This is a genomic window from Paenibacillus sp. ClWae2A (assembly GCF_032452295.1).
GTDB lineage: Bacteria > Bacillota > Bacilli > Paenibacillales > Paenibacillaceae > Paenibacillus.
The window spans coordinates 374,959-387,702 of record NZ_JAULSQ010000003.1 but is presented as its reverse complement, the minus strand read 5'-3'; the positions used below and the strand labels follow the sequence as shown (position 1 = coordinate 387,702).

Genomic DNA, 12,744 nt, shown 5'->3' with positions numbered 1-12,744 from the left:
CAAATATATCGATTCATATAAGGAAATAAGATAAGGCCATTGGATGGAAGGTCCGATGGTCTTATCTTATTTAGTGTCCAGCACATGAGTTAAGCAATAATTTTGGTCTTCTTGGCATTCTCGGCTGAACGTTTGGTGAGACTGCTGAGTGGACGTTTCAAAGCGAGAGCAACAATGAGACTCAGCGCGATGAACATACACAACCACAGTATATCCTTGATGGCAGTAGACCACAATATGCCGCCGACCGACTCACGCAGCAGACTGATCGCATACGTGAAGGGCATGAACGGATTCAATGCCTGGAAAAAGGGTGAGGTCATGCTGATTGGGAACGTACCGCCTGAGCTGGAGAACTGGAACACCATGAAGATGATGGCGATCCCTTTTCCGATATTCCCAAAAACGGACAGCAGGGTGTACGTTATGGTGACAAATACGGCACTCACCAGCATGGCAAACAGGACAAACCACAGTTTATCTGCGACATAGGTACCCAGGATTAAGATATCTCCCAGGGTGACGCATATCGCCTGAAGTAACCCAATGGTCAGAAAAGTAGCGAGACGTCCAAGATATAACTCATATCCCCGGAACTTGCCCTCTGGATTCTCAGCTTCGGCACGAAGCAGAGAAATCAGCAGTGTTGAGCCAACCCACAAGGACAGCACGCCATAAAATGGTGACATGGCCGATCCATAATTCGGAATCGGGTAAAGCTGTTGTTCCTTGATTTTCACCGGACTTGCAAGGAAAGCACTCTCTTCTTCGATATCGCCACGCAGAAGCTTGGCAAGCTCGGCAAACTGGTTATTACCTTCGACTTCCCTAAGTTTGTCTGCAGCCTTGCTGATGGCACTTTCCAATGCTGGCAGATCATCACGTACCAGCGTGGCAACACGATGTACTCCTTTTTCGACCTCTGGAAGCTGGTTCTGAACAAAATCGGATGCCTTGCCTATCTGTTTCTCGGCATTAGGCAGATCATTACGAACAAAATCAGCCGCTTCGTTCAGTTTGGTTCCCAGCTTGGGCAGATCATTTCGAATTAATGAAGACACGGTGTTCAAAGCTTGGATAAAACCTTCACTTTTGTTCGCGAGTGTCTCTGATATCTCATGGATCCTAGATTGTATTTGAGGCAGGTCGCTCTGGATTTTCGTCAACTCGGTCTGCCCAAACGTAATTCCTTCTTTGGCAGATGCAAGAATGTCCGCAATATCAGGAAATCGATCTTTTGCTCCTTGTAGAGTTTCTGCTGAAGCCGAGAGGATAGACCTGAGTTTATTCGCACCATCTGCAAGTGCAGGCGATATTTCACTTTCATAGGTGTTTAAGTTATTGTCAATCCCGCTGCTAATGTCCTTCGAGAGAGCATTTAACTGAGCGATGACGTCTGTCGGGGGAGTTGTATTGCGACGAATGGCATCACTGATAATCCCAGCCAAGCGGATTTGCAACTGAAGTTTATCTGAAACGGAGTTCAGTTGCGTAATTTTATTGGCAAGTGGATGGCTTGGAAGCAAGTTGTCTATTTTGCCCAGTAGTTCTGCCATACTGTCGACGAGTTTTACCGCAATCCCTAAACGCGAAGCAATCCGGTCGAGATCTTCTGCTGTAGGCAGGTTATTAAGATCCGAATTTTGCAATTGTGCAAATACGTCTCCTGCAGCGTTAGTAATCTGCTGCACCAGCAGCAGATTTTGGCGGATCGCCGGGCCAATCGCCTGAAACGCTTCTTCACTGGAATCCACGAACTGATTTAATCCCTCTGCAAGCTCAATCCCGTTGCCAGCGATTTGTGATACTTTGTCTAGATCTTGTTCTGCGGCCGTTACGATAGACAGAGCTTTGTTGGTTTTATCCAGCGCCGTTTGGATGACACCTGATACCTGACCAAAGTTTTCATCCACTTCTCGAATGCGTCCTACCGCTTTTTGTATATCCGGTATCCGCCCTTGAATAGCCAGCACTTCGGAAGCTGCATCATTAATTTGTGGCCAATACTTTTGCACCTTGAGCACATACTGTGCCGCTTCATTAATTTCAGGTAGTTTTTTTTCGATTTCAACGATCTTTTGAGCATCGTTTACAATCTCAGGCATGGCTTTTTCCACTTCCAGTACCTTTTGACCAGCGGCTTGTATGGCCGGAAGATTTTTCTCCAGTGTGAAAATGCCATTCTCCATCTTGCGCAAAGTTGGAAGCTGGGCGTTAATTTCAACCCCGGCTTCTTTCAACTTGCTTAGAACGGCCTCACTGACGGCTTCGGTGAAATTCTCATTGATTTGTGTTGTTATGGCAGATACACCAGAGCCTGTGATTTTAGGAGCAATGGCATTCACCTTCTCATTAACGGTATAGATTACCTCTGGGCGCTCCAGCTTTCCGTCAACGATCCCTGTAATTTTGGAAGAAAAGTCTCCGGGAATGAGCAGGCTAGCATAATACTCTCCTGTTTGTACACCCCGACTAGCCTTAGCCCGATCCACAAAAGTCCAGCCCAGCTTTTCGTTGTGTTTGAGGCTGGATACCAATTCGTCTCCGATATTAACATTGGTTCCTTCAACAGTTGCACCCTCGTCCTCGGTGGTCACTGCAATTTTGATCCCCTGGGTGTTACTGTACGGGTCCCATACGGACTTCACGTTGACCCAGTCATACACCCCGGGCAGTAAAATAATAGCCGCAATTAGAAATATGCCTGTGGGAACCTTCAAAATATGCAACCAGTCTGTTTTGTAAACGTGCCAAATGTGACGCATGACTTCCTCCTAAATGTACATAAATGTAGGGTGTATCTTATTTCTATGTCGCATATTTGTGAATCTTATGTATATCGGCATTATTGCAGCATCTATGAATGGGTTCATGTTTATAAACTGTACCCATTTCACTCGGTACTAATTCGTAGCCTTCATAATATTGCTTACATGAAACTCACCGTTTGTTCTAAAAAGAAGTGTTTTGTCTCTACTTGAGTATAGTCAGAGGTTTATTTTGGTTATATCAAATTTCTCATTTGCCTATGGATAAATATGCAGAAATGTTGTATAATTATGAATAACCAATGAGATGTATTGTGCATGGATGTTTTTCAGCCTAACTGCTGATTCTAAGAAGAACGTAGCAGAGGGTTTTCACCTGCGATGGTGAGGTGTTGACAGAGGGTTGTCTTTCTGTCATAATTCATGAAGACAAACGGACATATTGATTACAGAACCCTGTGAGGTCCTGCAATATGAACGACATGAATAGCACCTTTAAATCAGTCCCGTGAGACTGGCAAGGTAACGTGAACGATACATCGTTTTTTTGCTGCGGCAAATGAAGCGATGCATCCCCGAGAGTAAACTTTCTTCAGAGCGGTCTGAAGTTCGGAGACTCCTTGCCAATAAACACGGCAAGGAGTCTTTTTTTTTCTCCTCGTCACGGGGCCATGATGCTGAAGGGAAATCCTGAGGAGGCTGAACGCATGAGCACAGAGACACATGTCATTATGGATGAGACGGCGATCCGCCGCGCATTAACACGGATTGCCCATGAGATATTGGAGAAAAACAAAGGAATCGACGATTGTGTGCTGGTCGGTATCCGTACACGCGGGGTTTACCTCGCAGAACGGATTGCCGCGAAGATTGAAGAAATCGAAGGCGCCAAAGTCCCCTGGGGAGAACTGGATGTAACTCCTTATCGCGATGACCGCTTGGACGAAAATAAAGCGAATCGCAAGGAAATGTTGATTATGACACCTGAATCACTTTCGATCCATAACAAAAAAGTGATTTTGTTCGATGATGTGCTCTATACCGGACGGACGATTCGCGCAGCGATGGATGCCCTGATGGACTGTGGAAGACCACAGAACATTCAGCTGGCTGTACTCGCAGACCGCGGACACCGGGAACTTCCAATTCGACCTGATTTTATTGGCAAGAATGTGCCGACTTCCAAATCAGAGGAGATCGAAGTTGCACTCATGGAAACGGACGGACAGGATGAAGTCAAAATCACTCAGAACCGGGGGGAGCAAGCATGATGATTACACAGACAGCATTGAGAGACCGAAGCTTGCTTGGACTGAAGGAACTTAGTCGAGGAGAAATCGAATCCATTCTGAACAGAGCGGCTCACTGGGAAGCGCAGAAAGAGAAACTGGTTCCTGTACTGGAATCACGCTTCGTTGCAAACATGTTCTTCGAGAACAGCACACGTACCCGTTTCTCCTTCGAAATGGCAGAGAAACGCCTGGGCGCACAAGTGCTGAACTTTACGGCAGCCGCATCCAGTGTGGAAAAAGGAGAGTCCATCTACGATACGGTACGAACACTTGAGTCGATGGGCATTGATGCAGGCGTGATCCGGTTGAAACCGGCAGGGGTTCTGCAACAACTGGCTCAGAAAGTGAATGTACCACTCGTCAACGCCGGAGACGGCAACAATGAGCATCCCACACAGGCACTGCTGGACCTCTACACGATGAGGAAAGCATTTGGCGAACTGAAAGGTTTACGTGTTTCCATCATTGGTGACATCCTGCATAGCCGTGTAGCTCGTTCCAACCTGTGGGCACTGCAAAAGTTTGGTGCAGATGTACGCTTCTGTGCTCCGCAAACGATGCAGGCACCGGAACTCGCAGAGCATGCTCCTTATGTCGGTCTTGAAGAAGCGCTGGATGCAGATGTAGTCATGATGCTCCGTGTTCAACTGGAACGTCATCAACATGGCTTAATTACTTCAGCTGAGGATTATCGCGAACACTACGGATTGACGGAAGAACGGGCATCACGCCTAAAACCAAGCACCATTATAATGCACCCTGCTCCAGTGAATCGTAACGTCGAGGTAGATGACGCGGTTGTGGAAAGTGAAGCATCGCGGATCTTCCCGCAGATGGCAAACGGCGTTCCCATCCGCATGGCGGTTATGGAACGTGCGATGAAACTGTAACAGGGTCTGGCTGTGGGTCATAGGCTGACGGTACGGTAGTTCTTATAGAGCAATAAGAGAGTACACGATAAAGAAAATCATCCGGCTTGCCTGGTAAGCCGGACAGAACCGAAGCGGAGGGCAATTATGCTACAGATTATAAAAAACGCGAACGTCTTGAACCAACAAGGGGAACTTGAACGGAAAACCATCATTATAGATGAAGGTAAAATTAAAAAGATCGCTGGTTTGGAAGACCAAGCCGTTCTGGATGCCGAAAAGTCAGCGCAAAGTGTGACAGACGCATCAGGCAAACTGGTCATTCCGGGATTGATCGATATGCACGTGCATCTGCGTGAACCTGGATTCGAACACAAAGAGACGATCGAGACAGGTGCCCGTTCAGCAGCACAAGGTGGTTTTACAACGATTGCCTGCATGCCAAACACAAGACCAGTAACAGACACAGCGGAAGTTGTGAAACTGGTATTGGATAAAGCCAAAGAAGCTGATCTGGTTAAAGTGTTGCCATATGCAGCCATTACAAAAAACGAACTGGGTCGTGAACTTACCGATTTTGCGGCATTAAAAGAGGCAGGGGCCATCGGATTCACGGATGACGGTGTAGGCGTACAAAACGCTCAAATGATGAAAGATGCTATGAGCCTCGCAGCAAGCATGGATATGCCAGTGATCGCACACTGTGAAGATGACTCATTGGTTGTTGGTGGATATGTGACGGAAGGCGAGTTTTCGAAGCGCCACGGCATCAAAGGCATTCCAAATGAATCCGAGGCCATCCACGTTGGCCGTGATATCCTGCTCGCAGAAGCAACGGGAGTTCATTATCACGTCTGCCACGTAAGTACAGAGCAATCGGTTCGTCTGATCCGTCTGGCGAAGTCCATCGGTATTAAAGTAACTGCTGAGGTATGTCCACACCATCTGGTGTTGTCGGATGAAGATATCCCAGGCATGGATGCTAACTGGAAAATGAACCCGCCGCTGCGCTCACCACGTGATGTGCAGGCGTGTATCGAAGGTTTGCTAGACGGCACGCTGGATATGATCGTAACTGATCACGCGCCACACAGTGAAGAAGAGAAAGCCAAAGGCATGGAGCTGGCACCTTTCGGAATCGTAGGATTCGAAACAGCCTTCCCTCTGCTGTACACGAAGTTTGTGGAAACAGGACTGTGGAGCCTGGACTTCTTGGTGAAACGTATGACAGCTGATCCGGCACGTGTATTCCGACTGGATACAGGCAAATTGGAAGAAGGAGCACCAGCGGATATCACGATGATTGACCTGAACGAGGAAAAAGCGGTTGATCCTGCAACGTTTGCAACCAAAGGAAGAAACACCCCATTCACAGGCTGGAAGCTGAAAGGCTGGGCCACACAAACATGGGTGGATGGCAAAAGCGTGTGGAGCAACACTGTACAACAATAAAACAGCACCTTGGTAACTCAATGAATCATAAATCATTAGATCTTATTACTTGAATCTTCGAAAACAAGTCTTTATAACTCTAATCTACAATTTGTACAAAAGTAACATCTTTTCAACTAACTCGAGGCAAATCATGCCGAGAGTCTAACATACGAAACAAGCAAAGTTGAATGTCATGATTTTGAACTTGGACACCAACGTAACTGCGGAGCGGACAGAAAAGACCCGAAGAAGTAAAGCGTTCGCCTTTATCACCGGATTACATCATTTGAAAAATGATAAAAAGTAATCCGGGGATAACAGCGATCAAAGGGTTTTCTGTACGCGGAGCCGCACAAATCGTAACGTCCCCCATGTTCAACCCAAATGCCATTCAACGTTGATAAACACAGAGGAGTGAAATGGGATGCAGGCACAGGCAAGATTATTGTTGGAAGACGGCACACTGTTCACCGGGAAAGCATTCGGTGCTGAAGGTGAAACTACAGGTGAGGTCGTTTTTAATACGGGAATTACAGGCTATCAAGAGGTGCTTTCGGATCCTTCCTATTGCGGTCAGATCGTAACCATGACGTATCCGCTGATCGGAAACTACGGCATTACGCGTGATGACTTTGAGTCGATTCGTCCATACGTACACGGTTTCGTTGTGCGTCGTCATGAGCCAACGCCAAGCAACTGGCGTGCGGAATACAGCGTAGACAATCTGCTCAAAGAATACGGCATCGTAGGAATCAGCGAAATTGATACACGCATGTTGACTCGCCGGATTCGTCACCACGGCACAATGAAGGGAATTCTCACAACAGGATCGAAGCCTGTGGAAGAACTGCTGGAGATGATGGGAGACACAACCATCGCCGAGCTGCGTAACCAGGTGCCAATGACTTCTACGGAGCATGTCTACAACAGCCCGGGAACGGCTGAGCGTATTGTGCTTGTGGATTACGGTGCTAAAACAGGAATCTTGCGCGAACTCAGCAAACGTAACTGTGACGTTGTTGTTGTTCCACACGATGTAACAGCAGACGAGATTCGTCGCTTGAACCCGGATGGCATTCAACTGTCCAACGGCCCTGGGGACCCGAAAGACGTACCTCACGCAGTTAAGATGATCAGTGAACTTCTTGGCGAATACCCGATCTTCGGTATCTGCCTGGGTCACCAGTTGTTCGCACTTGCGGCAGGAGCAGACACCGAAAAACTTAAGTTCGGACATCGCGGAGGAAACCACCCGGTGAAAGAACTGGAGAGCGGACGTTGCTTCATCACATCCCAGAACCATGGATTTACCGTAAACGAAGAGTCTGTGAAGAGTACAGACCTGGAAGTTACACATATCAACAATAACGATAAGACCATTGAAGGTCTGAAACATAAATCATTCCCGGCATTCTCGGTTCAATATCACCCTGAAGCAGCCCCGGGTCCTTACGATAACAGCTATCTGTTCGACCGCTTCATCGAGATGATTCGCGAGCACAAAATCACTAACCCGCAAAAGCCGCGTCAAGCCGTATTGGCAGCCGCAGTGAAAGGAGCACAATAACATGCCGATTAACAAAGATCTCAAAAAAATCCTGGTGATTGGTTCCGGTCCAATCGTCATCGGTCAAGCGGCCGAGTTCGACTATGCCGGTACACAAGCTTGCCAGGCTCTGAAAGAAGAAGGCGTGGAAGTTGTACTTATCAACAGCAACCCGGCGACTATTATGACGGATACAAACATGGCTGACAAAGTATACATCGAGCCTATCACACTGGATTTCGTGACCCAAATCATACGTCAAGAGCGTCCAGATGGCTTGTTGCCAACACTGGGTGGTCAAACAGGCCTGAACATGGCGGTAGAACTGGCACGTGCAGGCGTGCTGGAACGTGAAAATGTGAAATTGCTCGGAACGCAGTTGACATCCATCGAGAAAGCGGAAGATCGTGATCTGTTCCGTGACCTGATGCGTGAACTGGAACAGCCTGTACCAGAGAGTGTCATCGTAACGACACTTGAAGAGTCACTTGAATTTGCGAATGAGATTGGTTATCCAATCATCGTGCGTCCAGCCTATACACTGGGCGGAACTGGCGGCGGAATCTGTGCGACCGAAGAAGAGCTGCGCGAGACGGTGGCAGCGGGAATTCGTTACAGCCCGATCGGGCAATGTCTGGTCGAGAAGAGCATTGCAGGTATGAAAGAAGTCGAGTATGAAGTGATGCGGGACAAAAACGATAACTGTATCGTTGTCTGCAACATGGAAAACTTTGACCCGGTAGGGGTTCATACAGGCGACAGTATCGTTGTAGCACCAAGCCAAACTTTGTCGGACCGTGAATATCAAATGCTGCGTTCAGCTTCCCTGAAAATCATCCGTGCCCTGAACATCGAGGGTGGATGTAACGTACAGTTTGCACTGGACCCACATAGCTTCCAATACTATGTTATCGAAGTAAACCCACGGGTAAGTCGTTCATCGGCTCTGGCTTCCAAAGCAACGGGTTATCCGATTGCGAAAATGGCTGCCAAAATTGCCATGGGTTACACGTTGGATGAAATCGTGAACCCGGTAACAGGCCAAACATATGCTTGCTTTGAGCCTACACTGGATTACATCGTGAGCAAAATTCCTCGCTGGCCGTTTGACAAGTTCATCTCGGCGAACCGTAAACTGGGAACTCAGATGAAAGCAACAGGTGAAGTAATGGCTATTGGCCGGACATTCGAAGAGTCGATTCACAAAGCAGTTCGTTCCCTGGAAATTGGCGTACATCGCCTCTATCTGAAGGATGCTGAAACGCTGGATGAAGCTACCTTGAACGAGCGTCTGATCAAAGCAGATGATGAGCGTATCTTCCTGATTGCCGAAGCATTCCGCAGAGGTTATACGTTGCAACAGCTACAGGATCTGACCAAGATTGACTGGTGGTTCCTGGACAAAATCGAAGGTCTGATTGCATTCGAAGATCGCATTCGCGAAGAATCCGAACTGTCTTACGACATTTTGTATCAAGCGAAACGCCTTGGATTTACAGACCGTGCCATTGCTGAACTGCGTGCGCAAGGTCAACCTGGAGGCACATTGACAACTGAAGCGGAAGTTAGAACTCGTCGGGAAGCAGAGAACCTGCGCCCAGTGTACAAAATGGTAGATACATGTGCGGCTGAGTTCGAAGCAACAACGCCATATTACTACTCGACTTACGAGACAGAAAATGAGGTTATCCCTTCAGATAAGAAAAAAGTTGTGGTACTGGGTTCAGGACCAATCCGGATCGGTCAAGGGATTGAGTTTGACTACTCTACTGTACACGCAGTATGGGCATTGCAAAAAGCAGGGTATGAAGCAGTCATTATCAACAATAACCCGGAGACGGTGTCTACGGACTTTAATACATCCGATCGCCTGTACTTTGAACCGCTCTTCTTCGAAGATGTCATGAACGTGATTGAACAGGAGAAACCAGTAGGGGTTATCGTACAGTTCGGTGGTCAAACGGCCATCAACCTGGCAGCACCACTGCGTAATGCAGGTGTAACCATTCTCGGAACGGATCTGGAAAGCATTGATGAAGCGGAGGACCGCAAGAAGTTCGAACGTCTGCTCTCACGTCTGGAGATTGCACAGCCAAAAGGTAAAACGGTCATTTCCGTTGATGATGCGGTAGAAACAGCTCAAAGTCTGGGCTACCCGGTACTGGTTCGTCCTTCCTATGTACTCGGCGGTCGTGCAATGGAGATTGTATACTCCGATGCTGAGTTGCTGACATACATGGAACAGGCGGTTAAAATCAATCCGGAGCATCCGGTCCTGATCGACCGTTACATGATGGGTAAAGAAGTTGAGGTTGACGCCATCTGTGATGGTGAAACGGTATTGATTCCAGGGATCATGGAACATATCGAGCGTGCAGGGGTTCACTCTGGTGACTCCATCGCGGTATATCCTCCGCAACATCTGTCCCAGGATATGAAAGAGAAAATTGTAGAGATCACAATCAAAATTGCGAAAGAACTGAAAACGGTTGGTCTGGTGAACATCCAGTTTGTTATCCATGATGGTCAAGTGTACATTATTGAGGTGAACCCGCGTTCATCCCGTACCGTACCATTCCTGAGCAAAGTAACCAACATTCCGATGGCGAACTTGGCAACACAAGCCATTCTGGGTGTAAAACTGAAAGATCTTGGCTATGTTGACGGGCTGTGGCCTGAATCGGATCATGTATCTGTTAAAGTTCCGGTCTTCTCCTTCGCGAAGCTGCGTCGTGTTGAACCAACCCTCGGACCTGAGATGAAGTCTACAGGTGAGGTTATGGGTCGTGACCCGAATTATGCGAAAGCGTTGTTCAAAGGTCTCATCGGCGCGGGAATGAAAATTCCGGCAACTGGAGCGATTGTCGTGACTGTAGCAGACAAAGACAAGGACGAAGCGGTTCCTTTGCTCGAAGGTTTCTACAGACTGGGATACAAAATCATGGCTACCGGCGGAACAGCAGCTGCGCTTGAAGCAGCGAACATTCCGGTAACGACTGTGAACAAATTAAGTGAAGGTTCGCCGAACATTCTCGATATGATTCGCAGCGGCGAAGCGAACTTTGTCTTCAACACACTGACCAAAGGCAAAACACCGCAGCGTGACGGATTCCGAATTCGTCGTGAAGCGGTAGAGAACGGCATTGTATGTATGACTTCACTGGATACGATTCGTGCGCTGCTGATCATGCTGCAAACGATCAACTTCTCTTCAGAAGCAATGCCTGTCTTTGTAAAATAAATAGTTAATGATGAAGGACATCAGTCAGCCTGCGGGCTGGCGGGATGTCCTTTATATCGGGCAAAAACAGAAAAAATGAGCAAGTGGAGGGGAGCGCTGGTGATGAATCACACGAATTTCAATGAAATGGCTGGCCGTCTGATGGTGGCACTGGATTACCCTGGAGCGGAAGAAGCGAAAGCATTGGTACAAGCTCTTGAAGGCATTCCCTGTTATCTCAAGGTGGGTATGCAGCTGTTTTACGCAGCAGGACCGGACTTTATTCGGGAGCTGAAATCCAAAGGCTACTCCGTTTTTCTGGATGTGAAAATGCATGACATTCCCAACACCGTTCGTGGCGGTGCTGAGAGTATCACACGTCTTGGGGTAGACATGTTCAATGTACATGCAGCAGGTGGAGCCCTCATGATGCGTGCTGCACGTGAAGGTGCTGAGGCAGCTATAGCCGCTGATCCTTCCTTACACAGACCCGAGATCATTGCAGTCACCCAACTAACCAGTACAAGTCTGGAAACGATGAATAACGAGATTGGCATCCCGGGAAGTGTGGAAGCTGCTGTGGTCCGTTATGCTGGACTGGCCCAAGAGGCTGGACTGGATGGGGTTGTTGCTTCTCCACTGGAAGTGCCCGCAATTCGGGCATCGTGTGGCAGTGCTTTTCACACCGTTACACCAGGAATTCGTCCAGCGGGTAGTGGTCTGGGAGATCAGACACGTGTCTTGACGCCGGGTGAAGCCATTGCCAGAGGCAGCCATTACATTGTTGTAGGCAGACCCATTACAGGCGCTCCCAATCCGCGTGAAGCGGCAGAAACCATTTTGAAGGAGATGTTGAACGCATGATCGAACTGAATGAGATTCCAAATCATATTGCTTCCCAACTGTTGAAAATTAAAGCCGTGGCGTTGCGTCCGCAGCAGCCATTTACATGGACATCCGGCATCAAATCACCAATATACTGCGATAACCGCTTAACGATGTCCTATCCCGAGATTCGCAACGATATCGCCGAAGCCTTTGCAACGATTATTCGTAACCAATACCCGGATGCAGAAGTCATTGCAGGTACGGCAACAGCAGGTATTCCGCATGCTGCCTGGGTAGCTCAGAAGCTGAATCTGCCGATGGCCTACATTCGTGATAAAGCGAAAGGACACGGCAAGGAGAACCTGATCGAAGGTCTGATTACCGAAGGTCAGAAAGTGGTTGTCATCGAAGACCTGATCTCTACAGGTGGCAGTTCGATCAAAGCAGCAGAAGCTGTACGCGTAGCAGGTGCAACACCGCTCGCCGTACTTGCCATCTTCAGCTACCAGCTGGATAAAGGTGTTAAAGCATTCGAAGACGCAGGAATTCCACTTCAGACGTTGTCCAATTACACGGCTCTGATGGATGTGGCTTTGGCGCAGGGAACGATTCAGGAGAGTGACTTTGAGTTGCTTAAATCCTGGCGTGAAGATCCTTCTTCATTTGGTAAATAATATCATTGATAGCCCGAAAAAGTGTTCATGAATGAACGGTATCAAAATTGTAATGATTGCCCTCATAGCGGCAAAACCATCGAATATGCAAGAGGCATCCCATACATTGGGGT

The 12,744-nt window shown here is 48.0% G+C and carries 8 protein-coding genes; 7 read left to right on the top strand and 1 reads right to left on the bottom strand.

Features of this window, described 5'->3' with window-relative positions; all coding sequences use genetic code 11:
• Positions 1–89 precede the first annotated feature (89 nt).
• Entirely contained in the window at positions 90–2,765 is a 2,676-nt protein-coding gene (locus QVE09_RS12985; protein ID WP_315937111.1) for a YhgE/Pip family protein, read from the bottom strand.
• A 710-nt stretch (positions 2,766–3,475) separates the two neighbouring features.
• Between QVE09_RS12985 and pyrR the strand changes: the two genes are divergently transcribed.
• The 7 genes from pyrR to pyrE all read left to right on the top strand — a co-directional run bounded on the left by pyrR (position 3,476) and on the right by pyrE (position 12,631).
• Positions 3,476–4,039: a bifunctional pyr operon transcriptional regulator/uracil phosphoribosyltransferase PyrR gene (pyrR, locus tag QVE09_RS12980; RefSeq protein WP_017687330.1), complete on the top strand. Its 564-nt coding sequence runs from the start codon at positions 3,476–3,478 to the stop codon at positions 4,037–4,039.
• Positions 4,039–4,950: an aspartate carbamoyltransferase catalytic subunit gene (locus QVE09_RS12975; protein ID WP_036674848.1), complete on the top strand. Its 912-nt coding sequence runs from the start codon at positions 4,039–4,041 to the stop codon at positions 4,948–4,950. Before pyrR ends, QVE09_RS12975 begins: the two co-directional genes overlap by 1 nt.
• 126 nt (positions 4,951–5,076) lie before the next feature.
• Entirely contained in the window at positions 5,077–6,381 is a 1,305-nt protein-coding gene (locus QVE09_RS12970) for a dihydroorotase (protein WP_315937110.1), read from the top strand.
• Between the two features lie 406 nt (positions 6,382–6,787).
• On the top strand, positions 6,788–7,930 hold the full coding sequence (gene carA / locus QVE09_RS12965; RefSeq protein WP_062835434.1) for a glutamine-hydrolyzing carbamoyl-phosphate synthase small subunit: 1,143 nt from the start codon (positions 6,788–6,790) through the stop codon (positions 7,928–7,930).
• 1 nt (position 7,931) lies between these two features.
• Positions 7,932–11,150 carry a carbamoyl-phosphate synthase large subunit gene (gene carB, locus QVE09_RS12960; protein ID WP_315937109.1) on the top strand — a complete coding sequence of 1,073 codons (3,219 nt, stop codon included), beginning with the start codon at positions 7,932–7,934 and terminating at the stop codon, positions 11,148–11,150.
• A gap of 102 nt (positions 11,151–11,252) precedes the next feature.
• Positions 11,253–11,993, top strand: a complete 741-nt coding sequence (gene pyrF / locus QVE09_RS12955; protein WP_315937108.1) for an orotidine-5'-phosphate decarboxylase — start codon at positions 11,253–11,255, stop codon at positions 11,991–11,993.
• Positions 11,990–12,631 (top strand): orotate phosphoribosyltransferase, encoded by a 642-nt coding sequence (pyrE, locus tag QVE09_RS12950; RefSeq protein WP_036674850.1) that lies wholly within the window; start codon positions 11,990–11,992, stop codon positions 12,629–12,631. Before pyrF ends, pyrE begins: the two co-directional genes overlap by 4 nt.
• Positions 12,632–12,744 lie beyond the last annotated feature (113 nt).

What these genes read in the sequence shown, in the direction of transcription:
- QVE09_RS12985 (WP_315937111.1), bottom strand. Translation starts at nt 2,765, where the DNA reads ATGCGTCACATTTGGCACGTTTACAAAACAGACTGGTTGCATATTTTG.
- pyrR (WP_017687330.1), top strand. Translation starts at nt 3,476, where the DNA reads ATGAGCACAGAGACACATGTCATTATGGATGAGACGGCGATCCGCCGC.
- QVE09_RS12975 (WP_036674848.1), top strand. Translation starts at nt 4,039, where the DNA reads ATGATTACACAGACAGCATTGAGAGACCGAAGCTTGCTTGGACTGAAG.
- QVE09_RS12970 (WP_315937110.1), top strand. Translation starts at nt 5,077, where the DNA reads ATGCTACAGATTATAAAAAACGCGAACGTCTTGAACCAACAAGGGGAA.
- carA (WP_062835434.1), top strand. Translation starts at nt 6,788, where the DNA reads ATGCAGGCACAGGCAAGATTATTGTTGGAAGACGGCACACTGTTCACC.
- carB (WP_315937109.1), top strand. Translation starts at nt 7,932, where the DNA reads ATGCCGATTAACAAAGATCTCAAAAAAATCCTGGTGATTGGTTCCGGT.
- pyrF (WP_315937108.1), top strand. Translation starts at nt 11,253, where the DNA reads ATGAATCACACGAATTTCAATGAAATGGCTGGCCGTCTGATGGTGGCA.
- pyrE (WP_036674850.1), top strand. Translation starts at nt 11,990, where the DNA reads ATGATCGAACTGAATGAGATTCCAAATCATATTGCTTCCCAACTGTTG.